Here is a 25,628-nt window from a genome sequence, read left to right on the forward strand (position 1 = left end):
GATATGACAAAGCGCAACGAACAAATTCGTGCGCGTGAGGTTCGTGTTATTGGTGAAACAGGTGAGCAGCTGGGTATTCTCGGAAGAAACCAGGCCATCGACATCGCCAAAGAAAAAGGACTCGACCTCGTAGAGGTAGCCGCTAGTGCTGAGCCACCAGTCTGTAAAATTATGGACTATGGTAAGTACAAGTTTGAGCTGAAGAAGAAGAAACAGGAAGCAAAGAAAAATGCTGCTGTAGTTCAGGTTAAAGAAATCAAAGTTCGTCCAAAAACTGACGAGCATGATTACCAGACCAAACTCAAGCACATTCGTCGCTTCCTCGAAGCCGGTGACCGTTGTAAAGTTACTGTGTTCTTCCGTGGACGTGAAATCGTTCATAAAGATCGCGGTCTTACAATATTGGAACGGGCTATGGAGGATACCAAAGATATCGCAAAAGTAGATCAGATGCCACGTTCCGAAGGACGTACCCTGCACATGTTGCTGGTACCGACTGCAAAGAAATAAGCATTCTGACTTGATTTTGTGATTGATTTGGAGCAATATCCCCGTTTCGCGTAGTCATACTTGTTATTCTGCGCATTGCTCAGAGGAATTTTTTGAAAACTCCCTGTATTGCAGGGGGTTTTCTCTCGCGTGCTGTCGTTACGCTGTAGAATGACAGTACAGCAATAACGGTAAGGAGATTAACATGCCAAAGATGAAAACCAGACGTGGCGCTGCAAAGCGTTTTTCTTTGACTGGTACCGGCAAGTTCAAACGTCGCAAGCAGAACCTTCGTCACATCCTGACAAAGAAAAGTGCTAAGCGTAAAATGAACCTCGGTCAGTCTGCTATTGTTGATAAAAGCAACGAGAAAGCTGTTCGTCGTATGCTTCCATACGCATAAGACATTATCAACTTAGTAAATAACTTTTTTACGCGCTCCGTTGGCAGTTCTCTCGCCTCACGGAGTGACAAAGACCCTGGAGGGTATCCATGCGAGTCAAGAGAGGCTTGGCGGCCCATCGTCGCCATAAGAAATATCTGAAGATGGCTAAAGGTTTCCGTGGCGGTCGTTCTAAATTGTACCGTACCGCACGTGAAGCAGTAGAAAATGCATTAGTATATTCTTACCGTGACCGTAAGACTAAGAAACGTGAGTTTCGTCGTCTTTGGATTCTGCGTATCAACGCAGGTTCCCGTTTGAACGGTCTTTCCTACAGCAAGTTCATGCACGGCCTGGCCCTGGCTGGCATTGAACTGAACCGTAAGGTCCTTGCTGACCTTGCAGTTCGTGAAAAAGAGCACTTTGCACAGCTTTGCGAAATCGCAAAAGCTAAGCTGAGCTAAGTAGCAGTTTCAGGTATATGAGCCTGATACATGAATTAGAAAGCCTGGTTCAGGAGCTTAACAGCGGCCTGGATCAGGCTTTTTCGTTAACCGTAGTGGAAGATTTGCGTGTAGCCTTTTTGGGCCGAAAGGGTAAACTCGCGCAGATCATGCAACGTCTTCCAGAACTGTCAGCAGAAGAGCGTCCGGAAGTTGGTAAAACTGCAAACATCGTAAAAGGCAAACTTACTGGTTTGCTTGATGCATACAAAACCAAACTGGAAAGCGCAGAAGAAGCGGACAAACTTGCCAAGTTTGACCCTTCCATGCCGGGACGTATGCCTTGGCAGGGTTCATTGCACCCTGTTACTAAGGTAATGACAGAGATCTGTGACATCTTCAAAGGTCTTGGTTACGACATTGTAACCGGTCCTGAAGTTGAGAACGATTTTTATAACTTTGAAGCGCTCAATCTGCCTCCAGAGCATCCGGCGCGTGACATGCAGGATACCCTGTACGTAACAGATAATATTCTTCTGCGTACACACACATCCCCAATGCAGGCACGTACCATGCTCAAGCAGAAGCCACCGCTTGCTATTATCGCACCGGGTAAAGTGTATCGTCGTGATTCCGACATTACACACACACCTATGTTCCACCAGATCGAAGGTCTGCTGGTTGGCGAAAAAGTAAGCCTCGCGGAGCTTCGTGGTACTCTTACAGCCTTCTTGCAGGAAGTGTTTGGACCGGAAACAAAAGTTCGTTTCCGCCCTAGCTTCTTCCCGTTCACCGAGCCTAGCGTAGAAGTAGATATTTCTTGCTGCATGTGCGGTGGTGAAGGTGAAGTGGACTGTCAGCCTTGTCGTGTTTGTAAGCAGACCGGTTGGGTTGAAATCCTTGGCTGTGGCATGGTCGATCCTGAAGTGTTCAAGAAAGTTGGCTATGATCCGGAAAAATACACCGGTTTTGCCTTCGGTCTTGGTGTGGAACGTGTTGCAATGCTCAAATACGGCATTGGCGACCTCCGCATGTTCTTCGAGAACGATGTGCGTTTCCTTAACCAGTTCATATAGCAGGGGAGAATAGTACCATGCTTTTAAGTATTAACTGGTTGAAAGAGTTTGTTCCGTTTACCGGAACAATTCAGGAACTTGACGACGCGCTGACCATGCTTGGTCTTGAAGTGGAAGAAGTCATTCGTCCATTTGAAGGCATTAAGCCAATGGTTATCGGTCACGTTGTTGAGTGTGAGAAACACCCGGAAGCAGAAAAACTTTCTGTTTGTAAGGTTGAAGTCGGCGATGAAGAGCCTTTGACTATTGTCTGCGGTGCACCGAACGTTCGTAAAGGACTGACAGTTGCTGTAGTTAAAGTTGGCTCTGTAATGCCTGACGGCACTAAGATTAAAAAGACAAAACTTCGCGGTATTCCATCCTTCGGCATGATTTGTTCCGAGCGTGAGCTTGGTCTTTCAGACGAACATGATGGCATCATGGAGCTTCCTGAAGGGCTCGTGCCGGGTGCAAACCTTGTTGAGTCTCTCAAGCTTGATGAAGAAGTGCTGGATATTTCCATCACTCCTAACCGTGCAGATTCTCTGAGCGTACTTGGTGTTGCTCGTGAGGTTGCTCTTGCTTTTGATCTGCCGCTCACCGTTCCTGAGTACAATCTTGTTGAATCCGGCGTTGATTGCTCTGAAGAAGTTGCAATCGAAATTGCCGATGCAGATAAATGTTACTGCTACTACGGTCGTATTCTTGAAGGTGCTGCCATTGGTCAGTCTCCTGCATGGATGCGTTACCGTCTCGTAGCTGTTGGATTACGTCCTATCTCTAATATTGTAGACGTAACCAACTACATCATGATGGGCTTTGGTCAGCCTCTCCACGCATTCGATCTTGATCGCCTTGAAGGTGGCAAAATTGTTGTGGATACTGCTGCTGAAGGTGAAAAGTTTACTACTCTTGATGAGCAGGAACGCACACTTAAAGCAACAGACCTCCTGATCAAAGACGGCAGCAGAAGCGTTGCTCTTGCTGGTGTTATGGGTGGCGCTAACAGCGAAATCCATGATGGTTCAACACGCATTTTCCTTGAATCTGCTGTGTTCCATCCGGCATCAGTGCGTCGTACCGCTCGTCGCCTTACTCTCTCATCTGATGCTTCTTTCCGCTTTGAACGTGGTGTTGACCAGTTAAATTGCCCACAGGCAATGGATCGCGCAGCAGCAATGCTTGCCGAACTCACTGGCGCAACAATCCGCAAAGGCGTTTGTAAAGCAGAGCCTAAGCCTTGGATCGCTCCAGAGCTTCAGTTCCGCCCGCAGCGCTGTCGTGACCTTCTCGGTGTAGATGTAGAAGATTCTTTCTGCAAAGCTACCCTTGAAAAGCTTGGTTGTACTATTTCCGGTTCCGATACAGCAAACTGGACTATCGTACCTCCTAGCAACCGTCTTGACTACGAGCGTGAAGTAGACTTTATTGAAGAAGTAGCGCGCGTATACGGCATGGACCGTATCGAGCCTATTCTTCCTCAGGTAAAACGTACTCTCGAAGCACGTAACGACGATTGCAACGAATACGAGTTTTGGTCTCTCATTAAGCGCTGGGGCTGCGGTCTCGGTCTTAACGAAGCAATCAACTACTCCTTTGTTGGTCATGCAGATCTTGATCTGTTTAATCTGCCGAAAGACAACCGCATTACTATCATGAACCCGCTCTCCTCTGAGCAGGATGCTATGCGTACTGAGCTTGCTCCGGGTCTTTTGCAGAACCTTCGTCACAACTTGGGTCATGGCAACACAGGTCTGCGCTTGTTTGAACTTGCGCATATCTTTGAAGCTGACGAAACAAGTGATACAACTGTACGTGAATCCGGTCGTCTGAACATTCTGTTCTACGGTGATCGTTTTGATTCTGCGTACCCGCGTATGGCTTCTGAAGCAGAGTATGCTGATATTAAAGGTTGTGTAGAACATCTTCTTGCACACCTGCATGCTGGTGAAGTTAGCTTCACTCTTGCAGAGTCCCATGCATGGATGTCTCCAGCTGTAGACGTTGTAGCGGGCGGCCATAAGGTCGGCACTATCGGCAGAATCAACCCTGAGATTGCTGATGCCTACAACGCTAAAAAAGATGTCTGGTTTGCAGACCTCGACACAGACGTGCTGAGCAAACTGTATGTAGCAAGCTGCATTAAGTTTAAAGGCCTTGCTGTGCATCAGTCTGCTTGGAATGACATCACTGTAATCGCTCCGATTACACTTAATGTTCAGTCTATCTTTGATCAGGTTGCAGCTACTAAGTTGCCACTTCTTGAGAAAATGGAACTGATCGACGTGTTCGTGCCTGAATCTTCAGAAGATGCTGAAGAAACACGCAATTTGACCTTCCGCCTTACTTTTCGTCATAGTTCTAAGACGTTAAAAGATAAGGATGTGGACAAAGAGCGTAAAAAGGTGGTTAAATCTCTCGAAAACGCATTGCCTGTTCGCATCTAGTAGCAAACAGCCCTGCAGGGAGACGTATGAAAGCAAAGATCTATCGTATCGGAGAGGCTGCTACCCTGCTTAACTTAAAGCCGTACGTGTTACGGTTTTGGGAAACAGAATTTAAACAGCTTATCCCTATACGCACCCAAAAGGGACAGCGTATGTATTCCGAACAGAATGTGCTTCTGCTTCGGGCGGTACGGCATTTGCTTTACGAACGCGGATTGACCATTGAAGGTGCCCGAAAGGTGCTTGGTCAATATGAAGAAATGTATGGCTCTATCACCGGTCCGGAACAACCCGGGCCGGAGATAGAGGCTTTTTGTACGGGGAGCGGCACTGAGACTCTTTTGCTAGGGCAAGAGGCGACCGGTGCTGTTGATGTTGAGGAGATAATAACCGAGCTCACATCACTCCGTGATATGCTTTTAACGGGGCGTCGCTGATGCACCCGTCTTTTTGTGTGGTTTGTCCGTAGTGGACGAGCGCACCAACATAGCACCATAACCGGCGAAAGCCACAGAGAACATAACTATGATCCTTTCACCTTCGTTATTGTCTTCTGACTTCGGCAGACTTGCTGAAGAATTACAGGCACTCGAACAGGCAGGACTTAAATGGGTACACTGGGATGTCATGGATGGCATGTTTGTACCTAATATTACTCTCGGAGCACCAATTATCAAGCGCCTGCGTAAAGAGAGTAACCTCTTTTTCGATGTGCATTTGATGGTTCAGCAGCCAGAGCGCTATGTAGACGACTTTGTGGATGCCGGTGCAGACATGGTTGTTGTTCATGCTGAAGCTACTCACCACCTTGAACGTACCATTGCGGAAATTAAACGCAAAGGTGCACAGGCTGGTGTTGCTCTTAATCCGCATACTCCTCTTTCTGTTCTTGATTATGTTCTCGACGAACTCGACATGGTACTCATTATGAGTGTTAACCCGGGCTTCGGCGGACAGAAATTTATTCCATTCAGCATGCGCAAGGTTGCAGAACTTTCCAGCATGATTAAACAGCGTGGTCTTTCAACCCTTATTCAGGTTGATGGCGGTGTTGATCCTAATAACACTGCAGAATTGGTACGTAACGGCGTAGATGTCCTTGTATCCGGTTCTGCATTTTTTGGTTTCCCACCGTACGCTGAACGCTTGAAGACGTTTGAAGAAATAGCCCGCAACGCATAGCGGACTTTTTGAAAATTGTTATCAGTGGTTGTCATGGCGGCGATTAATGTCTATCGACTGCCTCAGCAACCAGTTGGAAAAAATTTATTGCATCCATTCTTTTGGAGGAAACGATGCCGTCTCGTAAAGACCTCGCAAATGCTGTTCGTGCTTTAAGCATGGACGCTGTACAGAAAGCAAATTCTGGCCACCCAGGCGCGCCAATGGGCATGGCAGATATTGCTGAAGTTCTGTGGAACGACTTTCTTAAGCATAACCCAAGCAACCCTGCATGGGCTGACCGTGACCGCTTTGTTCTGTCTAACGGCCACGCTTCAATGCTTATCTACTCTTTGTTGCACCTCTCCGGTTACGACTTGAGCATCGAAGATATTAAAAATTTCCGCCAGATGGGTTCAAAAACTCCAGGTCATCCAGAATACGGAATGACCCCGGGTATTGAAACCACTACTGGCCCTCTTGGTCAGGGTATTGCTACCGCAGTTGGTATGGCAGTTGCTGAAAAAACACTCGCTGCCCACTTCAACCGCGATGGCTTTGACGTTGTAGACCACTACACCTATGCATTCATGGGTGACGGTTGTATGATGGAAGGTATTTCTCATGAAGCATGTTCTTTTGCCGGTACCTTGGGTCTTGGTAAACTCATCGCATTCTGGGATGATAACGGTATCTCCATTGACGGCAAAGTAGGCCATTGGTTCAACGAAGACACATGTGCCCGTTACAAAGCGTACGGTTGGCATGTTGTTTGTGACGTTGACGGTCACAACCCTGAAGCAATCAAAAAAGCTGTTGAAGAAGCTAAAGCAGAAACTGAGAAACCTTCTCTTATCTGTTGCCGCACCATCATCGGCTTCGGTTCCCCGCACAAGCAGGGCACTGCAGCTACTCACGGCGCACCTCTTGGTGACGACGAGATTGTAGCTACCCGTAAAGAAATCGGTTGGGATCATCCTGCATTTGATATCCCTGCTGACATTGCTGACGCATGGAACGCTCGTGAGCGTGGTGCAGCAGCAGAAAAAGAATGGGACGGCATGTTTGCAAGCTACCAGATTGCACATCCTGAACTTTCTAAAGAATTTATCCGCCGCATGGCTGGTGACCTTCCTGAATCTTTCGAGGCTCTTGCACAGAAAGCAATTGATACAGCTAACGCTGCTGCTAAATCTGCTGCAACCCGTAAAGATTCCCCGGTTGCTCTTAACGCATTCGGCCCTGTAATGCCTGAACTCCTTGGCGGTTCTGCAGACCTTACCGGTTCTGTAGGCACCAAGTGGGATCAGTATGAGCTGCTCTTTAAAGATCACTGGAACGGCAACTACATGTCCTACGGTGTTCGTGAGTTCGGCATGGGTGCTATGATGAACGGTATGACACTGCACGGCGGTATCATTCCTTACGCTGGTACCTTCCTCGTCTTCTCTGACTACGCAAGAAACGCAATTCGTCTTTCCGCTCTCATGGGCATCCGTACTATCTGGGTACTCACTCATGATTCCATCGGACTTGGCGAAGACGGTCCTACTCATCAGCCAGTAGAACACCTTGCAAGTCTGCGTTTGATCCCTAACTGCCACGTATGGCGTCCTTGTGACACCGTTGAATCCATCGAAGCATGGAAATCCGGTGTTGAAACAAAGACTGCTCCTTCTTGTTTATCCATGTCCCGTCAGACTCTGCCATTCATGGAACGTACTGAAGAAGCACTCGCCAACGTTAAACGTGGCGGCTACGTACTCCGCGATTGTGAAGGCACTCCTGAGTGTATCCTTATCGCTTCCGGTTCTGAAGTTGGTCTCGTTGCAGAAGCATACGACCGCCTCACCACCGCAGGTCGTAAAGTTCGCGTTGTTTCCATGCCTTGTACTAACGTATTTGACGCACAGGATGCTGCATACAAAGAAAGCGTTCTGCCTTCTTCTGTTACAGCTCGTGTTGCTGTTGAAGCAGCTGCGGCTGACTTCTGGTACAAATATGTTGGCCTTGCAGGTCGCGTAATCGGCATGACCACCTTTGGTGAATCTGCACCGGCAGGCGAACTCTTCAAGCACTTCGGTTTCACCGTTGAGCATGTTGTAGAAGCTGCTGAAGAAACCATGCGCTAAGACTAGACTGTAGTCTTTTGTCTCTGGCGGGTAAGGATCCTTTCCGACACCGCGTGAGAGATACTTTTTCTGACTGCGATATGCAGTTGAAGAAATAAGCTGCATGGGGACAGTGCTTCCCATAGATAGTATGACCCAAACACGTCCTGCGTGTTTGGGTCTTTCTTTTATTCACGTGCGTTTTTGTGTACGATGTAAAAGTGGTATTTATGCACTAACTAAGTGCAATAGTAGTTGCAGTGTCTGAGGGTGGTATGAAAAGAACATTTAGAAACCCTTGTAGTGACATTCAAATATCAAACAGGTATGTTTACAATAGGTACAGCACGCGACTTTGTAGGCTAGCCGCGACGCAATTCAATACTCGTTCGATATTTATCAAATCTCAAATCAGTTACCAATAATAACTGGAGCACCATGAGCAAGATCCGGCCTCTTTCTGCCAAGAAATTGCGCGCCAAACTCGCGCTTTCTCACATTCCGTACAAAAGCAGCACCGATATTAAATTAGATGCAACCAGCTTTCATGCCCACCAGCCCCGGGCAATGCAGGCGCTCGAACTTGCACTGCACATAAAAGATATCGGCTACAATATCTTTTTGGCAGGGAGCGCAAACCTTGGTCGCAACTACATGTTGCAAGAATTTTTGCGTGAGAGGGCAAAGGCTTTGCCTGTTCCGCCAGATATGCTTTACGTGAATAACTTTGATGATCCAGACGCACCGATTTTGCTCACCGTTCCGGCAGGCAAAGGGCGCTCGCTGAAACAGGATTTTTCTCAGGCTATTTCCAATGTGCGCAAAGAACTGCCAAAACGTTTTGAAAGCGACAGCTACTTAAAAAAACGTACCATTATTATGGATCAGTTTGCTGAAGAACGTGATTCCTTGTTCAAAGAGATGGACTCGATTGCAGGCAAAGAAGGCTTCCATATGGATCTTGATGAGCAGGGCAGTATTACACTGTACCCGCTTATTGATGGTAAGCGTCTTTCAGAAGATGAGTTTGAACGTATTGATTCTGTTTTGAAAAAGAGTTTGAAGTCAAAGGGTGACAAGCTTCTTCAAGCGCTGAACGCATTGCTCCGCAATATGAGCAATGCTGAACAGGGGCTTCGTACCAAAGAGAAAAATTTAGATAATGAACTGACTACAGAAGTTCTTGATGAACTGTTGCAGCCGGTCATTAAACAATACGAAGAATGCTGCCACAGTGAACCACTAGCAGAATTTTTCAAAGCTTCAAAAGCAGATATTTTAGAGCACGTTGAAGCGTTGTTGCCGAAAGAACCGTCCAATGCTCCATTGTCTTTGCCGGAAGCTTTGCAGCAACAGCATCCGGAAGACGCTACTGCACCGTATGATATCAACGTGTTCGTTGATCATTCAGAAACTAAGGGTGCCCCGATCATTATGGACGATCACCCTACAGTTGCAAATTTACTTGGTTGTATTCAGCGCGAAGCCGAAATGGGTGCGTTGATTACTGACTTCTCCCTCATCAAATCCGGTTCTCTGCATCAGGCAAACGGTGGATTTCTGCTGCTGCATATTGAAGATATTCTTTCCCAGAATGGTTCTTGGGAAGGGCTTATGCGTGCGCTTCGTTCCGGTCTGGTTCGTATCGAAGACAGCGAAGAAGGGCAGGAGGCAACCAAGACCAAAGGTATTGAGCCTGAGCCGCTTTTACTCGACCTTAAAGTCATCTTGATTGGTGGCGAAGAAATTTACGAACAGTTGCTCGAATCCGATGATCGGTTTCCGAAACTGTTTAAGATTAAAGCGCACCTTAATGATGCTATGCCACGAGGCAAGGAAGGCTATGGTGTGTACCTGCACCGTATGGCCGGTATTATTGATGACTGCGATCTGTTGCCGTTCACTAAAGAAGCAATGGCAGAAGTTATCGATTACGGCTCCCGCATTGTGGAAGACCAGACTCGTCTTTCTCTCAAATTTCCTTTGGTCAGAGAAATCATGATTGAAGCGTCTGCGCTTGCATCAATGGATAAAAAGAAAGTTGTGGACGGTGCCATAGTTCATAAGACGCTGATTACTCGTCATTACAGAAACAACCTGTACGAAGAAATATTCTTTGAAGAGTATGATCGCGATCTGATTAAAGTAACCATGCAGGGTGAAAAAATTGGTCGTGTTAACGGACTTTCTGTGTCCATGTATGGTGATTTCGAATTTGGTTTGCCGCATCAGATTGCCTCGACTGTAGGCGTAGGTCATGGCGGTGTTATTGACCTTGAACGTGATGCGGAGCTGAGTGGCCCTATTCATACTAAAGCGATGATGATCCTGAAAAGTTATCTCATCGGTATGTTTGCACATAACAAGCCACTGGTTCTGACCGGTTCATTATATTTCGAGCAGGGCTATGCCGGAGTTGAAGGGGATTCAGCCTCCGGTGCAGAACTTGCCGCGCTGCTTTCTGCTCTTGCAGAGGTGCCGTTGTCACAATCGTATGCCTTCACCGGTGCTGTATCTCAGAGCGGTGAAATTCTTGCTGTAGGCGGCGTAACTCGTAAGATCGAAGGCTACTTCGATATTTGTTCCCGCCGTGGCCTCACAGGCAAGCAGGGCGTTATTTTGCCTAAAGACAATGTGGATCAGTTGATGCTGAAACGTGAGATTGCCGACAAGGTGGAAGAAGGTCTCTTCAGCATTTATCCTGTGACACACATTGAGCAAGCTTTGGAGCTTCTTACCGGCATGAAATGCGGTTCCAGACGTAAAGACGGTTCTTTCACTAAAGATTCGTTGTTTGGCCGTGTTGATAGTCGTCTTAAAGAACTTGGACGGCTTGCTACTCATGCGTACAAACAGAACCGCAAATAAAACGTTTTAGTAGTATTGGACGGCACGGCTTGCAGGCTTTGTGCTGTCTATGTACTATGGCAATACATCTATTGTTTCTGAGGGGATATGGACTCTTTTTCTGTAAGCGTAATCATACCCGTCTGGCATGAAGCTGCTGGAATTAATGAACGCATCGCGCATGTGTTTCAACGCGCGGCAGAATCGCTGTGTGCTACTGCTGTAGAAGTCATTGTTGCTGATGGTGATTCAGAGGCAACAACGCTTGCAGCAATTGAGCATGACGCGGTTATTTCCATACAATCTCCTCAAGGTCGTGCTGCGCAGATGAATGCAGGGGCAGCACAGGCAACGGGTGAAGTTTTGTTGTTTCTGCATGCAGATACGGTTCTCCCCGTCGGTGCTTTTGATTTAATTCAGGATGCATTGAAAGAGAGCAATCATGCAGAAGTTAGTGCAAAGGCGGGCGCATTTACCTTGTCCATTGCCAGCGACAACAGGTTTTTATATCTTGTAAGCGCGTTGGCAAATTGGCGTAACAGGCTCACCCGTACACCGTACGGTGATCAAGCGCAGTTTTTTGTACGATCATATTTTGAAGAACTTTCAGGATATGCTCCCGTTCCACTTATGGAAGACGTGGAGATAATGCGTAGGATTCGTGGACGTAACGAACCTATCGCAGTCATCGATGCTCCGGTTTCTACATCTGCACGCAGGTGGGAGACGGAAGGTATGTATAGATGTACGTTACGCAACGTGCTGTTGCGTTTATTATACGGGGCAGGAGTTTCTGCTCAAACACTTTCGCATTGGTATCGCGCCATGAAGGGGTAGCTTTAATGACCGACACATGTATTCTTTTTTTCATTAAGTATCCGAATCACGGCAATGTTAAAACACGGCTCGCTAAAGTTATTGGCGAAGAAGTTGCTACCTCATTGTACCGTAATTTCGTACAGGATATGCTCAAGGGATTTGAGAAGGTAGAATCACAGCTGCGTATTTGTTATGCACCTTGCGGAACTGAAGATCCGGAAAAGGACTTTAAGGGCTGGCTTGGCTCTCAGTACGAATACCGTGAGCAGGTGGGTGACGATATTGGCGCGCGTATGAAGCACGCTATGCAGTCCGCTTTTGCTGAAGGTTTCCGCCGTGTATTGATTATCGGCAGCGATATTCCGGATTTCCCACCGGAATTACTTACAAAAGCATTTTTAGATCTTGATAGACAGGATGCAGCTGTAGGCCCGTCATACGATGGCGGCTACTACCTGATCGGTTTCAGAAAAGACACATTCATTCCTGAAGTCTTCGACGATATTCCTTGGTCTACACGCGACGTGTACCGTGCAACTCTTGCGAAAATTCAGAAAGAAGACCTCGAACTTATCCGTCTTCCGGACTGGAACGATGTTGATACAATCTGGGATCTGAACCTGCTGTTCAGAACCAACCGTAACAGCTCTTTCCGTAAGTCCTCCACGTATGCAATTTTACGTGAACATTCTAAGCTGATTCGTCAGTACGATGTAGACCTTCCATCACATTGTCGCCTTGATGAAGAATAGACTCTGTTAGAAAATACACAAAAAACAGCCTGTATCAGAAATGATACAGGCTGTTTTTTTGCTCTAGATACGTGCTTATGCTGCTAACAAAGGTGAAGGAGGTTTGGCATACACGCATTCAGGCGGATATATTATTCTGTCGGAGCGTAGTAGCAACGCTTAGGTGAGTGAATATCACCAGCTTCTTTTAATTTTTTAATAGCTTTGGATACTTCTTTACTATCAACACCCAAAACTTCTGCTACTTCACCCGGACGGACAGGCTTGCCTGCGTTTTTCATTGCTTCAAGTACTTTTGCTTCCATGGGTAACTCCTGATGTTTTCATTATTGATACAGGTTCCTATTATCGATAGGTTGATTGGCTGTCAACAATTTTCGTCAGGAAAATATACGGTGCAGGTTCGTATTTAGGATGCGTGTTGTGTATTTTGGGTATAACTATGTTTTTTTTAAAGAATAAATAGGTATTTTTGTTGCCCGAAAGATGCGTAGGAAGGTACTATAGTTCCATTATCCTGTAATTGAGTTAAAGCCCTGCATGTCCGGCAGGAGGAAGGGAGTGGAATATGTTTGCAAAGAGATGGCGTACGATCTGCGCACTGGTTTTTGCGTTGATATGTATTATTTTAAATTGGCAATGGGGCGTCGGGATTATGTTCCTGCTATGGGCAATACGGGATATTGCTGATGGCGAATCTCGCTTCGTCGAAGTAATAAAAAGATCTGAGGAACTTATACTGTATATCCTCGTTATTTTCATGCAACTTTTCTTTGCGTTATTCTTCTTAGTTGTAGACTTTTCAAAGAATGATTTTTTACTCTGGTTTTTATAAGAAAAACTATTGTTAGCAGTATCGATAAAAGGCTGAATTGCAATGCAATTCAGCCTTTTTTACTTTTGGTAAATGTTTTTACTTTGTTTTAGATTTATGTTTCTGTATACATATTTGTAAATATCATAAGGTTTACGTATCGTTGACTAAGTTGTGTAGTGCTTACTATCTTTTTATAGAATAACCACATGTTGTTTATATGTTCTTATATGTGATTAAGAGTTCTTTGGGGGGTATATGGGATGGAAGTTGAAGGCACGCTTGTTAAAGCCATTTTTTCTAATATTCATCGTTTGCTGTTATGTAATCTTTCTCGCGATAACTGCTGTTTACCAAGATAAAGTTGCCAACAAAGAAGAGTTGATACGAATTGATCAGAATCGAGCCGTGAGTATTCGAAAATCCAGCCTGATGGAGGACTTTAACGTCCCTTTTGCTGATGTTCGTATACTTGCAGATATTTTGTCATACAGAATAAGCAGCTACAGCCTTTACAAAGAAGACGCCTTGCGTGTGCTGTATTCATTTGCAGAGAATAAACGCGGGTATGGTCAGGTACGTCTTCTGAATGCTCAGGGATATGAGCAAATTCGTATTAACCGAGAACGTGGACGAATCCGCGTGGTTCCTCAGGATGAATTGCAGCAAAAAGCACATCGCGGGTATTTTAAAGCCTCAAAAAAGCTTGGTGTTGGTGATGTGTTTGTTTCCCGTCTTGACCTCAATATAGAAAATCAAAAAATAGAAACTCCTTATGTACCTGTAATTCGTTTTATGACTCCGGTTGTGGACGATACTGGTGTGCGAAGGGGATTAATGATTCTTAATTTTTATGCAGCTGAAATGCTCATGCATTTTCAGGATGTCGCTTCTGATATTATGAGCAACGCGATGCTGTTGAATAATGAAGGGCACTGGCTTGTTTCTGACCATGAAGAAGCGTGCTGGGCTTTTATGTTTGAAAAAGATCCGACAAAGCTTTGCGAAAAAGCTTTTGCTGCGCAGTATCCAGCTATTTGGAAAATGGTGAAGCAGGGAGCTACCGGTCAAATTAAGAATGAGGACGGAATGTTCACATGGACAACGGTAAGTCCTGCGTTTGCTATTTCTCCAAAAATTGGCAAAGGCCAGCAAGCTTATCCGCCTGTGGCTGTCAGCCCGTATCAATGGGTTGTAATGCAGCATGTAAGCATTGAAAAACTCAATGCTATCAGAGATTCAATTTATGAAACGTGTTTGTTGGCGTGGATAGTTATTTCGTTCATTACTGGCTGTACCTTATGGTTTACACTGTTATCCATCCAGCGAAGTCAGGAGCACAGAGAAGAACTGGAAGTTTTGGCACATCACGACTGGTTAACAGGGCTCTCCAATTTGCCGCATATGTTCATTAAATTGGAAGAAGCCTGTGAGAAAGCCAAAATAAGCAACATTCAGTTCTCTGTTATGTACATTGATTTGGATGATTTCAAGTTTGTAAACGATCGATACGGGCACGAGTCAGGTAACATTGTGCTCCGCCATGTGGCATCTGTACTCCGTAAAAATGTACGTCTTACAGATACGGTTGCTCGAATTGGTGGGGACGAATATGCGATCCTTCTAGAAAGGATGCCGACCACTGATAAGGCACAAGAGATTGCATTTAATATCCTTACATCGTTTGAAACTCCTGTTGTTTTAGAATGCGGCAGTAGAGTGTATGTTAAAGCAAGTATCGGTATTGCTGACTGGAATGAGAACGTGACAGGCCCTGATGACTTGATGAGGCGGGCAGATGCCGCCATGTACGAGTCTAAGAAAGAAGGAAAAAATACGATATCCATGTATTCAGAGGCTACTGACAACGTCGCTGTGTAGAGATATGTAGTAACAAATGCGAAAGAGAATGATGTTGAGTAGTTGCTCGACATCATTCTCTTTTTTTATGTTCTATAAAGCTTTTTGCGAAGCTGGAAGAGTAGTGAGACAACATTAGACACTCCCTTGCAACAGGCGAAAAAGTATGACAAACCCCCCGCAGAAAAGGTGCATTGTGCACGCGTAAATATAGTCATAGTGATTCCCTAATTTGACAGGAGCAGCGACATGGCATCTATTGGAACCCCCTTAACTCATTCTGCAACTAAAATTTTGTTACTTGGCTCGGGTGAGCTTGGTAAGGAAGTAGCCATTGAGGCAATGCGCCTTGGTGCGGAAGTTGTTGCGGTTGATCGTTACGAGAATGCTCCCGCCATGCAGATTGCTCATCGCTCTTATGCTATCAATATGCTTGATGGCAAAGCGTTGCGGGATGTAGTGGAAAAGGAACAGCCGGATTTGATCGTTCCTGAAATCGAAGCAATTGCAACAGATACTCTTCTTGAACTTGAAAAAGAAGGCGTAACTGTTGTTCCGACTGCTAAAGCAACTTGGCTCACCATGAACCGTGAAGGTATTCGCCGCCTGGCAGCAGAAGACCTTGGTGTGCCGACTTCCCCTTACCGTTTTGCCGATACCGAAGAAGAATACCGCGCTGCTGTAGCAGAAGTGGGTATGCCGTGCGTTGTTAAGCCGGTTATGAGTTCTTCCGGTAAAGGACAGAGCACCGTCAAAAAAGAAGCAGATATTGAATCCGCATGGATATATTCGCAGGAAGGCGGACGTACCGGTGGTGGACGAATCATTATTGAAGGCTTCGTAAAGTTTGATTACGAGATTACACTTCTGACAGTTCGTCATGCCGGTGGAACCAGCTTTTGCGATCCCATAGGTCACTATCAGGAAGATGGAGATTACCGGTTGTCATGGCAGCCGCAACCTATGTCCGCCATTGCGCTGGAACGTGCACGGGAAATTGCCCGCATTGTAACAGATGCATTAGGCGGATTTGGTATTTTCGGGGTTGAGCTTTTCATTAAAGGTGACGATGTGATCTTCAGCGAAGTTTCACCACGTCCACACGACACAGGTCTTGTGACTGTTATTTCTCAGAACTTGAGTGAATTTGCTTTGCATGCCCGTGCTATCCTCGGACTTCCGATTCCGGAAATCACTCAGCGTGGTGCAGCAGCATCTAGCGTTGTTCTGGTGGAAGGAAATGGCACAGGTGCGACATTCTCAGGGCTCGATAAAGCCTTGAGCGAACCGGAAACCCAGCTTCTTATTTTTGGTAAAGCAGAAGTACAGGGACGGCGTCGTCTAGGTGTAGCACTTGCCCTTGATGAAGATATTGAGAAGGCAAAAGCCAAAGCTAAACGTGCTTCTTCAGCCGTTACTGTGACTTTTTAAGTAGATGTATGCCTAGGGTGTGTTTCTTAAGTGAATTAAGAAACACACCCTAGTACGTTTGAATTAACCAAACGTACTAGGCAGGTGATATGTAAGGTTGGCTACTCACTCTTGGAGTTAACCACCCAGAGAGCACAGTCTGTAAACTGGCGGAGCAGGTCACTAGAAACACTTCCGAAGAGGAACTCTTCTTCTTTACTTATGTCTCGGCGTCCGATGACTACGGTGCCGTGGTTCCCTTCTTTCTGAATAGCAAGAATGTCGTCCGCTATGGATTCACCTGTCGTGCAGACTTTTGCGTCTTCAAAAGGTGAACTGCAACTGATGATGTATTCATCATTAATTGCACTATTACTAATGTTGTTGCTGGCAAGTAGGCCTCGAGCCTTTGCCAGCTTTTGTTTATACTCAACGACAAGTTCGGCGCATTCAGCACGCCACCGATACTCAGATTCAAATAAATCTTTGTCTGGAAGCCTTTCGATAATGAGCAGCGTCACAAGTACGTCTGGAATGGATCGAATCATTCTGGCTGTATATTCCACAGCTTCAAAAGAAGGCTTGGAAGAATCGAATGCCACAAGGATGTTGTAGATGTTCATACTTCAGGATACCTCCCACGGGCTGACTTAAATACGGGGAGTTCGTGAAAACATGTAAGCAGCGCGCTTACAAACTCCGTAACTGATGAATAAAAAACGCTATTTTTTGCCGAAAAGTGCATGCAGATATTGTTCAAGGTGTCGGGGATATACGGATATCTTTTTTGAATGTTTGCCAGTCTGTGCGGCATTGCAAGTGCCATGTCTTCTGAAGCTACTTTTATGTTCTGGTTTAGTGCGAGGACTTGTCTGGCAGTAATTTCCCGTTGTCCGACAAGTAATAGAAGAATGCTGCCAAGGCCGAATAAATCCAGTGCAAAGGGATTATCCCGTAGGCCGAAAGTGTAGTCGAAATCAATCCAGCGCCACTCTTTGGTTCCGGCCTCAACAAGCAAATGATCTCGTCGGATATCACCATGCTGTTCGTGATTTTGATGTAGATGATCAATGGCCTTAGCGGCGCCAATAAATTTTGCAAAGTAGTCCGGAAAAATAGTATTGAAATATTCTTCGTGCGACAGCTCAATACGGTCGAGTGCTATATCCAATTCTGACCCGTGGATGATGTCTAATATTCTGACACAGTTTCCCTTTTCATCCAGAACTGTTCTGCCTTGCATAAACCGCATATCTCCATCAACAAGCTCGAGTATTCTGGATTCCTTACGCGGGCTCCGGTAGCAACTGGAGCGGATGCTTCCTATGGAAATGTCAAACTTTTCATAAAATTCCAGCTTAATAATATGATGCTTCCCAGTTTCCAATTCCCTACATCGCTTCACCCAGTATTTTGGGTCTTCAAGCCCGAATCGTCTTTCAGAAAGATTTTTGGTCACAAGATGATGTTTTCCATCAAGGAGCATTACGTCACCATAATCAATGGACATAAACTCTGTGGTATTGGTGACGATTCTACCTGCACGTTTACGTGGAAACGTGGGAATGTAGTGCGTCAGAATTTCGTAGGCACTTGTACCCATCGGTTGTCCTGTGTGAAGAGGGTGAAAAAAATCAGCCTTCGAGCTCGTCTTCCATGAACCGTCGGATAGATTCAATACGTCTTCGGTTTACACCGAAATCGTACCAGCCAGTGCGTGATGCAGAACGCACATGGATCTTGTCGCCTGCAAAAAACAGCTCCAGATCGTCTGTGAAACCAAAAAACATGGAGCGGATGCTAACGCGGATATAGTGGCTTGCTTTTTCTTCCAGCTCAGCGTTGGGAAGCTGCTGAACGTATTCTACAAGCATGGGGAATATTGCAAGAGTGCTTGCTGTGGGAACAAGCGCCTCTACGTAATGACTGTCACTTTGAGGCAATTTACTGCAAACGCAGTTGGGAGAGATAGGGCAGGGGGAAAGGACATCGTCAGATATTGCAACTGCAATAGTTTTGTCCAGAGTGGTTGCTGTGTAGTTGGTGCTTTTGTTTGAAGAGCTGAATAAAGAACGAATTCGCATAGTTCACCTGCCTGTAAAAACTATAAGTTCTCTGAATGCGTATTGTGCCATGTGCAGGATTTAGGGCAAATGAAAGAAGGCAAAAAGGCACCAAATTCATAAAGTAATCAAGAGATGAATGAAGCTAATTTCTTTGATGATGCTTTTTGCTTGGTAAAATAAAGCTAACAAAAAAGCGCCCCGCAATAACTATTGCGGGGCGCTTTACGTGCAATGGATCAGATTACATCTTCAAGTTAATCTGCTCCGGTGAGAGCTTCCTTTCGAGGTGCTTTGCGTACTTGGACATAAGCAAGCAAGGGAGGAAATACAGAACAGCTGCTGTTGTCCAGAGCTCCATTGATGCAATCATCAGTCGGTTATCGAGTGCCTTGGTTACAGAGGTAAGCTCCATTACACCAAGAACAGTGACAAGTGATGTGTCCTTAAAGATTGCAATGAACAAACCTACGATTGGCGGAATCATTTGCTTCAGAGCCTGCGGGAGGATGATTTTACGCATTGTCTGCCAGTAGGAAAGGCCGGATGAGACTGCAGCTTCGACTTGTCCCGGAGGGATGTTTTGGATGCCGCCTCGTACAATTTCAGCAAGGTACGCTGCTGTAAAAAGCGTAAGAGCGATGGCTGCTGACCATACTGTATTGATGAAGCTGTCAAACAAAACAGGGATGAGGAAGTATACCCAGTAGATTACAATAATCAGCGGGTTTCCTCGGATAAGTTCAATGTAGATCAAGCTTGGAATGCGGAAGATGCGGTTTGTGGAGCTACGTCCAAGCCCGACAATAAGTCCGATAAAGAAGCTTGCGAAGATAGCAACAATGGCAATGATGAAGGAAAGGGAGAAACCACCCAGCCCCATAAAGAGATCATCACCTGTTGCGTTCGGGAACTGCCATACCAGCATGGTTGGTAGTTCTTTTAAAATGACAGACCAGTCGAAGTTGTAAAAGCCTTTTGCCAGCGAGAATACCAGACCCGCAAGTATGAGAAGAAATGCCCCTTTACTGATAAGCACGAGCACGGTGTAGAGCTTTTTAAGGAGCAACTGGCTTGTATTTGTGGTAACTCCGGCCTGCATGTTTTTTCTACGTCTTTGACGTAAAAACTGAGCAGCAGGGTGGAATAAAATTTTGTTTACGAAGTTAATAGGAATAAGCAGCAAGTTAATGAACATAACCGGCAGGCTGTTTTTTCCGTTGCTTGAAGAACGAATGCGTCCGTCAACTCCGTTGATTACAAAAGCAATGACAAGAGAGAAGGAAAGATACAGCACAGACGCAGCTGTAGTTGCTTCGAATCCCTTAAATGTCAGTGCTTCTACCTGCTGTGCCTGCCATGTGAGGTCTGCAACGCCTACAACCATAGCAAGGGAAGTGTTTTTCATGTTGTTGAGAAATTCACTACCGAGAGGCGGAATGATTTCTCGGAATGCAAGAGGCAGAATGATTTTACGCAGTACCTGAACATACGACAGGCCTGAAGAATATGCTGCTTCAAGTAAGCCTTTCGGAATGGACTGAAGACCTGCACGGATAACTTCTGCCATGAACGCACTGGTGTATATGCCGACGGCAAAGGTGGCTGTCCAGAATTCAAACTGCGTTTCAAAAAGAAGTTCTCTACCTGCTTCCGGCAATGCCTGCGGGAAAGCGAAATAGAAAAAGAACAGAATTACAAGCAGTGGCGTGTTACGGAAAAATTCTACAATACAGGTTGCTGTCCAGTTCAAGGGTTTGAAGTCCGAGAGGCGGGCAAGGCCGAGGGCTGTGCCAAGGGAAATGCCAATGATAGAACTGATAAGGGTAATTTTAACGGTAAGCCAGAGACCGTTCAGAATCTCAACACCGAAGTTGAGCTGGTAGGTGTCGTTAACAGTGAAGAGAATCGGCCACTGAAAGTCGTACCCGAAATCGAAGACCCAGCCCCAGTAATAGAGGCTGATAATGCCGAGCACAGCGAGAACTGTGTTCTGAACCCAAACTTTTTCCAACCAATAGCGTAGCATGAAATAGCGAACCTTTTAGCAAATGGATACAGCGTAAAGTGCCTACTGCTGTTGTGCGGTAGTGGTAAAACGTACGTCCGGCGCAAACCGGACGTACGAATAATGATCAGTAGATCAGACGCTTATGGCCAGAGTTCGATGGAACCGGACATAGGCATAGCGAAAGGAGTGTCTGCACCGTACCATTTGTTGTAAATGGTCATGTAGGTGCCGTCACGCCACATATCCTGAAGACTGGCGTTAACAGCGTTGCGCAGGTTGGAATCGTTCTGTGGAAGACCGATACCGTAAGGCTCGTCGGAAAGGAATTCGCCTACGAGCTCAAATTTACCAGGAGTTTTGGAGGCGTACCCAAGAAGAATAGTTGCGTCTGTGGACCAGCCAGCAACGCGACCCATCTGAAGAGCCTGGAAGCATTCAGATTCTTTCTGGAAAGAAATAACGTGTGCAGCAGGATTGGCAACACCCATAGCTTTAAGAGCACGTTTTACGTTAATTTCGGAAGTTGTACCCTGCATGGTAGCAATCTTTTTGTCTTTCATGTCGGCAAGAGACTGGTATTTACCAGTCTTAGCGAGAACTTTCTGGCCGTCGAAGAAATATGTGATAGAGAAGTCGATGGATTTTTCACGCTCACGAGTGTGAGTCATGTTTGCAACAGATGCATCAATACGACCCTGCTGAATAAAAGCGATACGAGTTTTGTTGTTCACTTTTACACGTTCAATATCAACACCAAGGCGTTTTGAAAGTTCGGTAGCAACATCATAGTCAAAACCAACCCACTCACCTTTGTCATTAAAGAATGCGCCAGGGATGGAGTCGGTCATGATGCCGATACGAATTTTCTTATCCTTCATGATACGGTCGTAAGACGGGCCGGCAAAAGCAACGGACGCCATCATTACGAGAGCCAATGTTAAAGCAAGAACTCTACTAATACGCATGGTCAACTCCCAGTTTCGGTGTATTAATTTCTACCGCAAAAGCGGTAAGCCTCCAGAATGACAAAAAAGCAAAATTACGAGCAGCGGCTCAATTAATGAGACAAAATTTTGCTTAAGAACTCTTTACTACGATCGTGCTGTGGATTGTTGAAGAACTCATGCGGAGTGTTTTCTTCTACTAAGATGCCTTCATCCATGAAGATAACGCGATCAGCAACCTCTCGGGCAAAACCCATTTCATGCGTAACGCACGCCATGGTCATACCTTCGCGGGCAAGCGCTTTCATTACATCAAGAACTTCGTTGATCATTTCAGGATCAAGAGCGGATGTCGGTTCATCAAAAAGCATGATTTTTGGCTTCATAGCAAGGCCGCGGGCAATTGCCACGCGCTGCTGCTGTCCACCGGAAAGTTGGCTGGGAAACGCACCCGCTTTGTCTGGAATGTTTACTTTTTCAAGTAGTTCCATGCCAAGCCGGTCAGCCTCTGCACGAGGCATGTTGCGTACCATTGTAGGTGCAAGTGTCACATTTTCCAAAACTGTCATATGCGGGTACAGATTGAATTGCTGAAACACAAAACCAATCTCTGCACGCAATGTCGTAAGGTCAAGACGTGGGTTATGAAGATCCATGTCGTCGACGATTATTTTGCCCTGCTGGATGGGCTCAAGTCTGTTTATGCAGCGAATAAGAGTTGATTTGCCAGATCCAGAAGGTCCACATATTACAACTACTTCGCCTTGTTTTATTTCAAGGTTTATGTCTTTCAGCACATGGTGGTCACTACCGTACCACTTATTCACTTGTTCGAAACGAATCACAGAGTACTCCAAATTGAAAACACAAAAATATTCAAGTCTCGTCTCCGCTGCTATCAGAAAAAACTGTCAAAATGCAAACAAAAAGTATGATTTAACAAAATTGTAAACAAGAATTAGCAGTCTGATTAAACACTCAAAAGTATGAAAAATAGTACCTTAGAGATGTGTTGAAAGATGGATAACGAAAAAATGAAGATTTGAGTTGTAAAAATGCGCAATATTTGTTGGGTATTCTTGTTATATATTGCTTTTTTTACACTCTTGTAAAGCTTGAGCATGTCGTGTTGAATTGCAGGTGCTTATTTTTCTGTGCCACTTGGATGTCAAAAAAGAGGTGGTAGCAGGCAGGGACTATATATGGTAGTTCCCCATCCAATAAAGGAAAGGAAAAAAGGGTACCAAATGAAACAGTCGATGCAAACAAAGTGGGGTGATCTGTGTGGTGTTTTTGCCGCACAATGCCGATCATTCTGGATGATGTGGAGCATATGTCTGTTACTGCTCTTGAGTGCATTCTACGCTGCCGGTAGCGTCTTTGCGGCTATTGCATTCGGTGGCATCTTGGGGTGTATCGGTGCGATGCTGTTAGGTGAAATGAGTGCATTTGTCCGTGATGGCGAGTTTGATGTTGCAAGTGCTGGAATCGCTATTTTGGCAGCAGTAATGGCTAGTGCAGGTTTTTTTGTACCGGTCAAATGGACAGTGGTGGCAGGATGTCTGCTCAGTTCAGGCTTGCTTTTCTGTTATCTTCTCAAACGTCTTGATAACGAGACGGGGATGAATATTCAGTCCGGCTTGTGGCTTGGTTCTGTGTTCACTGCAATGCTGTGCGTTTTTCTCTATGCGGGACCGTTTGCTCAATTTGTGCATATGGCCGCCTACATTCTTGCTGTTGTTCTTTATGGATTATTCCTGCTTAATTTGGCAAACGGTGCAGAACAGGGATTACGGGCAGCATGGTATGTTGCTTTGATTATCGGCATTGCCAGCCTTGGCGGAACTGCATTTAACCTGCTTGAGATTGATCCCGATCCGGCGATCACATTTAGCGGTCTTGCTACAGGACTTGGTTGTACTATGCTGTATTCCCCGATTAAGCAGCTACTGGCGACTATGGCGAAGAGGCACGAGGAAGATTGGAGAGATTTTTTATAGCTGCAAGTAATCAGCAAACACAAAAAAACCGCTATGGATTGTAGCGGTTTTTTTTATGACTAAGTGGCGGTGCGGTGCATCGTGTGTATGCGGACTGCGGCAATAACAGAGATAACGGCCTGTTGAGCTGTGAATTCGCGGTTCTCTTCTGGCTTCATGCTGACCATGAGAGCGAGATGCATTCCGAGTTCGAGAAAAAATTTAATCAAGTGGTGTTCGAAGGTTGTATCAAAGCGTTCATGTATAGCTTGGTTAAGAGTCGTAAGGATTCGCTCGTCATGGGTTTTGTCTAGTTGTTTAACGTGCTGATTCATGACGGCTGCCTTAGTAAGCTCCACTGCAATGGCGTGATCTTCGTTTGAGTGTCCCGCAATGTACTCTCTGAGCAGGTGGCCAAAGAACTCGTCAACGCCTGACCAGGTTGTGCCATTTGTCAGCTGTGTGGTGAGGAATAGGTAAGATTCGTCCAGACGCTTTTGATAAAGCTGACTAATGATGTTTTCTTTGTCCGGAAAGTAGCGGTACACGGTCCCGATATTAAAGCCTGATGCAGCAGCAACGCGATTGGTGGTAAATCTTTCATAGCCTTGTGAAAGCAGTACGCGTTTAGAAGCTTCAAGAATGCTGTTGATAGTCGCGATCGCACGCCCTTGTTGTGGATTGGTGCGTAGCGTGTTGTTCATGTCTTGCTCCTTAGTGCCAAACTCATAGCCCGACAATTGCATTGACTCAAGGGGCATAGGGAAAACAAGCAAAAGGTTAATTCTTCAGTTATGATAATTAGATGTAGATAATTGTAATGGGGAGTGCGAGGAGAAAGGGAAATTGATATGGGAAGTCTTGTTGGCGGTGATTTAAGGATACAAAAAAAAGTCCAAAGCGTTAAGCTTTGGACAATAATTTCTATCTGGCGGAGAGGGAGAGATTCGAACTCTCGGTACCAGTTTTGCCAGTACACACGATTTCCAATCGTGCTCCTTCAGCCGGGCTCGGACACCTCTCCGCGTTGCGAATGTGTAGCTATCAAAGGTGTGGGAGCGTTGCAAGCAAAAAATACAAAAAGGATGCATTCTAGGAAGATGAGGTTTTGAAAACTTATTAACGAGCTAATGCTGATTTGCATAGATCGAGTTATAAGATGTGAATTTTGTATTTTTCCGCAAAACGCTTTTTATCAGCTTCAGAAATTTTGTTTAAGCTTAAGACTTCTCGTAAGAATCCTTCGGAAGGGCCTCCCGGCGCGTTGATTACTAATATGTGGCTATCAGTAAGCGCTTTGAAACTTCGAAGTACTTGAGGGCCAGCGATGACCAAATCTCCCTCGGTGGTGGTGAGTGTCTCGTTATTGATGGTAAACTCAACTTGGCCCGAGATAGTATAGAAAATTTCATCATCAATTTCATGATAATGAAGAGGGGCACCATTTCCTTTTGTGAGAATGCTGTCGAAGATGGATACTTTTCCATCCGTATCACTCCCTGTCGCAAGAAACGCTATGTTTTCACCACTTCGTTGGCTGTAGGCTTCAGCTTCACCTTTTCGGATTATCTTGTATCTCATAAAGGCTTCCTCAAGTGTTATAGGTCATCAGTCTTATGTTCAAGACTGAGGCGAACACTATTGTAGTCTACAATTGGGGAAACGCAAAATTTAATATTATATTGAGGGGAGAGGTGTGTAAGATATTTGGGAAGGTGAGGTGATTATGTATCTGGAATTGTTAGGCTTGATGTGAGAACAAAAAAACCCCTTTGATTCATTGAATCAAAGGGGTTTATTGAAATCATCTGGCGGAGAGGGAGAGATTCGAACTCTCGGTACCAGTTTTGCCAGTACACACGATTTCCAATCGTGCTCCTTCAGCCGGGCTCGGACACCTCTCCGCGATGTGAAAAAGAAGGCACAAACATTTCTGCTTGCGCCTTCTGGGAGTCGGACACCCACATACAACTGCTACGGCTGCTTTCTTTCGAACCTGACCGAGTTGACAGCGTATATGCCGCCCGACTCCCTACTCAAT

Annotated in this window: 23 protein-coding genes, 2 tRNA genes and 1 other RNA gene; 14 read left to right on the plus strand and 12 right to left on the minus strand. The window is 45.6% G+C overall.

Annotated features, from left to right (window positions below; genetic code table 11):
• Window positions 1-3 precede the first annotated feature (3 nt).
• From infC to MKHDV_RS16240, 11 genes are all read left to right on the plus strand, one after another.
• Window positions 4-510, plus strand: a complete 507-nt coding sequence (infC, locus tag MKHDV_RS16190; RefSeq protein ID WP_160717138.1) for a translation initiation factor IF-3 — start codon at window positions 4-6, stop codon at window positions 508-510.
• A 184-nt stretch (window positions 511-694) separates the two neighbouring features.
• Window positions 695-892, plus strand: a complete 198-nt coding sequence (gene rpmI, locus MKHDV_RS16195; RefSeq protein WP_160717140.1) for a 50S ribosomal protein L35 — start codon at window positions 695-697, stop codon at window positions 890-892.
• Between the two features lie 89 nt (window positions 893-981).
• Window positions 982-1,335, plus strand: coding sequence for a 50S ribosomal protein L20 (gene rplT / locus MKHDV_RS16200; protein ID WP_160717142.1), 354 nt, complete (start codon window positions 982-984; stop codon window positions 1,333-1,335).
• Between the two features lie 17 nt (window positions 1,336-1,352).
• A complete protein-coding gene (gene pheS, locus MKHDV_RS16205; protein ID WP_160717144.1) occupies window positions 1,353-2,390 on the plus strand; it encodes a phenylalanine--tRNA ligase subunit alpha in 1,038 nt (345 codons plus the stop codon).
• Between the two features lie 17 nt (window positions 2,391-2,407).
• Window positions 2,408-4,816 carry a phenylalanine--tRNA ligase subunit beta gene (gene pheT, locus MKHDV_RS16210; protein WP_160717146.1) on the plus strand — a complete coding sequence of 803 codons (2,409 nt, stop codon included), beginning with the start codon at window positions 2,408-2,410 and terminating at the stop codon, window positions 4,814-4,816.
• 26 nt (window positions 4,817-4,842) lie between these two features.
• Window positions 4,843-5,253 carry a MerR family transcriptional regulator gene (locus MKHDV_RS16215; RefSeq protein ID WP_160717148.1) on the plus strand — a complete coding sequence of 137 codons (411 nt, stop codon included), beginning with the start codon at window positions 4,843-4,845 and terminating at the stop codon, window positions 5,251-5,253.
• Window positions 5,254-5,341: 88 nt separating this feature from the next.
• The gene (rpe, locus tag MKHDV_RS16220) at window positions 5,342-5,998 is read left to right on the plus strand and encodes a ribulose-phosphate 3-epimerase (RefSeq protein ID WP_160717150.1); all 657 of its coding nucleotides are present in this window, start codon (window positions 5,342-5,344) and stop codon (window positions 5,996-5,998) included.
• Between the two features lie 113 nt (window positions 5,999-6,111).
• Window positions 6,112-8,109: a transketolase gene (tkt, locus tag MKHDV_RS16225; protein WP_160717152.1), complete on the plus strand. Its 1,998-nt coding sequence runs from the start codon at window positions 6,112-6,114 to the stop codon at window positions 8,107-8,109.
• Between the two features lie 417 nt (window positions 8,110-8,526).
• Window positions 8,527-10,956 (plus strand): Lon protease family protein, encoded by a 2,430-nt coding sequence (locus tag MKHDV_RS16230; RefSeq protein ID WP_160717154.1) that lies wholly within the window; start codon window positions 8,527-8,529, stop codon window positions 10,954-10,956.
• Between the two features lie 87 nt (window positions 10,957-11,043).
• Window positions 11,044-11,772 carry a TIGR04283 family arsenosugar biosynthesis glycosyltransferase gene (locus MKHDV_RS16235; protein WP_160717156.1) on the plus strand — a complete coding sequence of 243 codons (729 nt, stop codon included), beginning with the start codon at window positions 11,044-11,046 and terminating at the stop codon, window positions 11,770-11,772.
• Window positions 11,773-11,777: 5 nt separating this feature from the next.
• Window positions 11,778-12,506 carry a TIGR04282 family arsenosugar biosynthesis glycosyltransferase gene (locus tag MKHDV_RS16240; RefSeq protein ID WP_160717158.1) on the plus strand — a complete coding sequence of 243 codons (729 nt, stop codon included), beginning with the start codon at window positions 11,778-11,780 and terminating at the stop codon, window positions 12,504-12,506.
• A 131-nt stretch (window positions 12,507-12,637) separates the two neighbouring features.
• On the opposite strand, the gene MKHDV_RS16245 is transcribed toward MKHDV_RS16240, so the two are convergent.
• Complete coding sequence (locus tag MKHDV_RS16245) at window positions 12,638-12,811, minus strand: MarR family transcriptional regulator (protein WP_160717160.1); 174 nt, start codon at window positions 12,809-12,811, stop codon at window positions 12,638-12,640.
• A gap of 767 nt (window positions 12,812-13,578) precedes the next feature.
• Between MKHDV_RS16245 and MKHDV_RS16250 the strand changes: the two genes are divergently transcribed.
• Window positions 13,579-15,201 (plus strand): diguanylate cyclase, encoded by a 1,623-nt coding sequence (locus MKHDV_RS16250; protein WP_160717162.1) that lies wholly within the window; start codon window positions 13,579-13,581, stop codon window positions 15,199-15,201.
• Window positions 15,202-15,429: 228 nt separating this feature from the next.
• Complete coding sequence (purT, locus tag MKHDV_RS16255; RefSeq protein ID WP_160717164.1) at window positions 15,430-16,611, plus strand: formate-dependent phosphoribosylglycinamide formyltransferase; 1,182 nt, start codon at window positions 15,430-15,432, stop codon at window positions 16,609-16,611.
• A 101-nt stretch (window positions 16,612-16,712) separates the two neighbouring features.
• On the opposite strand, the gene MKHDV_RS16260 is transcribed toward purT, so the two are convergent.
• The 6 genes from MKHDV_RS16260 to MKHDV_RS16285 all read right to left on the minus strand — a co-directional run bounded on the left by MKHDV_RS16260 (window position 16,713) and on the right by MKHDV_RS16285 (window position 22,453).
• Window positions 16,713-17,213, minus strand: coding sequence for a universal stress protein (locus MKHDV_RS16260; RefSeq protein ID WP_160717166.1), 501 nt, complete (start codon window positions 17,211-17,213; stop codon window positions 16,713-16,715).
• Window positions 17,210-18,193 (minus strand): serine/threonine protein kinase, encoded by a 984-nt coding sequence (locus MKHDV_RS16265; protein WP_160717168.1) that lies wholly within the window; start codon window positions 18,191-18,193, stop codon window positions 17,210-17,212. Before MKHDV_RS16265 ends, MKHDV_RS16260 begins: the two co-directional genes overlap by 4 nt.
• 31 nt (window positions 18,194-18,224) lie before the next feature.
• The gene (locus MKHDV_RS16270; protein ID WP_160717170.1) at window positions 18,225-18,674 is read right to left on the minus strand and encodes a DUF1499 domain-containing protein; all 450 of its coding nucleotides are present in this window, start codon (window positions 18,672-18,674) and stop codon (window positions 18,225-18,227) included.
• 223 nt (window positions 18,675-18,897) lie between these two features.
• Entirely contained in the window at window positions 18,898-20,682 is a 1,785-nt protein-coding gene (locus tag MKHDV_RS16275) for an amino acid ABC transporter permease (protein ID WP_160717172.1), read from the minus strand.
• Between the two features lie 122 nt (window positions 20,683-20,804).
• On the minus strand, window positions 20,805-21,629 hold the full coding sequence (locus tag MKHDV_RS16280) for a transporter substrate-binding domain-containing protein (protein WP_160717174.1): 825 nt from the start codon (window positions 21,627-21,629) through the stop codon (window positions 20,805-20,807).
• A gap of 92 nt (window positions 21,630-21,721) precedes the next feature.
• Entirely contained in the window at window positions 21,722-22,453 is a 732-nt protein-coding gene (locus MKHDV_RS16285) for an amino acid ABC transporter ATP-binding protein (RefSeq protein WP_160717176.1), read from the minus strand.
• Between the two features lie 402 nt (window positions 22,454-22,855).
• Here MKHDV_RS16285 and MKHDV_RS16290 point away from each other — a divergent pair, with 402 nt between their 5' ends.
• On the plus strand, window positions 22,856-23,608 hold the full coding sequence (locus tag MKHDV_RS16290) for a hypothetical protein (RefSeq protein ID WP_216846945.1): 753 nt from the start codon (window positions 22,856-22,858) through the stop codon (window positions 23,606-23,608).
• Between the two features lie 59 nt (window positions 23,609-23,667).
• On the opposite strand, the gene MKHDV_RS16295 is transcribed toward MKHDV_RS16290, so the two are convergent.
• The 5 genes from MKHDV_RS16295 to ffs form a co-directional block, all read right to left on the minus strand.
• Complete coding sequence (locus MKHDV_RS16295; RefSeq protein ID WP_160717180.1) at window positions 23,668-24,291, minus strand: TetR/AcrR family transcriptional regulator; 624 nt, start codon at window positions 24,289-24,291, stop codon at window positions 23,668-23,670.
• 225 nt (window positions 24,292-24,516) lie between these two features.
• Window positions 24,517-24,611, minus strand: a tRNA-Ser gene (locus MKHDV_RS16300).
• 128 nt (window positions 24,612-24,739) lie between these two features.
• On the minus strand, window positions 24,740-25,168 hold the full coding sequence (locus MKHDV_RS16305; RefSeq protein ID WP_160717182.1) for a cupin domain-containing protein: 429 nt from the start codon (window positions 25,166-25,168) through the stop codon (window positions 24,740-24,742).
• Window positions 25,169-25,396: 228 nt separating this feature from the next.
• Window positions 25,397-25,491, minus strand: a tRNA-Ser gene (locus MKHDV_RS16310).
• Window positions 25,492-25,528: 37 nt separating this feature from the next.
• Window positions 25,529-25,624, minus strand: an RNA gene (ffs, locus tag MKHDV_RS16315) — signal recognition particle sRNA small type.
• Between the last annotated feature and the right edge of the window lie 4 nt (window positions 25,625-25,628).

Origin of the sequence: Halodesulfovibrio sp. MK-HDV (assembly GCF_009914765.1) — a bacterium.
Lineage (GTDB): Bacteria > Desulfobacterota > Desulfovibrionia > Desulfovibrionales > Desulfovibrionaceae > Halodesulfovibrio.

Coding starts and splice junctions, on each gene's coding strand:
- MKHDV_RS16275 (WP_160717172.1), bottom strand. CDS start 20,682: ATGCTACGCTATTGGTTGGAAAAAGTTTGGGTTCAGAACACAGTTCTC.
- pheS (WP_160717144.1), top strand. CDS start 1,353: ATGAGCCTGATACATGAATTAGAAAGCCTGGTTCAGGAGCTTAACAGC.
- MKHDV_RS16305 (WP_160717182.1), bottom strand. CDS start 25,168: ATGAGATACAAGATAATCCGAAAAGGTGAAGCTGAAGCCTACAGCCAA.
- MKHDV_RS16215 (WP_160717148.1), top strand. CDS start 4,843: ATGAAAGCAAAGATCTATCGTATCGGAGAGGCTGCTACCCTGCTTAAC.
- MKHDV_RS16245 (WP_160717160.1), bottom strand. CDS start 12,811: ATGGAAGCAAAAGTACTTGAAGCAATGAAAAACGCAGGCAAGCCTGTC.
- MKHDV_RS16295 (WP_160717180.1), bottom strand. CDS start 24,291: ATGAACAACACGCTACGCACCAATCCACAACAAGGGCGTGCGATCGCG.
- rpe (WP_160717150.1), top strand. CDS start 5,342: ATGATCCTTTCACCTTCGTTATTGTCTTCTGACTTCGGCAGACTTGCT.
- MKHDV_RS16235 (WP_160717156.1), top strand. CDS start 11,044: ATGGACTCTTTTTCTGTAAGCGTAATCATACCCGTCTGGCATGAAGCT.
- MKHDV_RS16240 (WP_160717158.1), top strand. CDS start 11,778: ATGACCGACACATGTATTCTTTTTTTCATTAAGTATCCGAATCACGGC.
- infC (WP_160717138.1), top strand. CDS start 4: ATGACAAAGCGCAACGAACAAATTCGTGCGCGTGAGGTTCGTGTTATT.
- MKHDV_RS16270 (WP_160717170.1), bottom strand. CDS start 18,674: ATGCGAATTCGTTCTTTATTCAGCTCTTCAAACAAAAGCACCAACTAC.
- MKHDV_RS16260 (WP_160717166.1), bottom strand. CDS start 17,213: ATGAACATCTACAACATCCTTGTGGCATTCGATTCTTCCAAGCCTTCT.
- MKHDV_RS16290 (WP_216846945.1), top strand. CDS start 22,856: ATGAAACAGTCGATGCAAACAAAGTGGGGTGATCTGTGTGGTGTTTTT.
- purT (WP_160717164.1), top strand. CDS start 15,430: ATGGCATCTATTGGAACCCCCTTAACTCATTCTGCAACTAAAATTTTG.
- tkt (WP_160717152.1), top strand. CDS start 6,112: ATGCCGTCTCGTAAAGACCTCGCAAATGCTGTTCGTGCTTTAAGCATG.
- MKHDV_RS16230 (WP_160717154.1), top strand. CDS start 8,527: ATGAGCAAGATCCGGCCTCTTTCTGCCAAGAAATTGCGCGCCAAACTC.
- rplT (WP_160717142.1), top strand. CDS start 982: ATGCGAGTCAAGAGAGGCTTGGCGGCCCATCGTCGCCATAAGAAATAT.
- MKHDV_RS16265 (WP_160717168.1), bottom strand. CDS start 18,193: ATGGGTACAAGTGCCTACGAAATTCTGACGCACTACATTCCCACGTTT.
- pheT (WP_160717146.1), top strand. CDS start 2,408: ATGCTTTTAAGTATTAACTGGTTGAAAGAGTTTGTTCCGTTTACCGGA.
- MKHDV_RS16280 (WP_160717174.1), bottom strand. CDS start 21,629: ATGCGTATTAGTAGAGTTCTTGCTTTAACATTGGCTCTCGTAATGATG.
- rpmI (WP_160717140.1), top strand. CDS start 695: ATGCCAAAGATGAAAACCAGACGTGGCGCTGCAAAGCGTTTTTCTTTG.
- MKHDV_RS16250 (WP_160717162.1), top strand. CDS start 13,579: ATGGGATGGAAGTTGAAGGCACGCTTGTTAAAGCCATTTTTTCTAATA.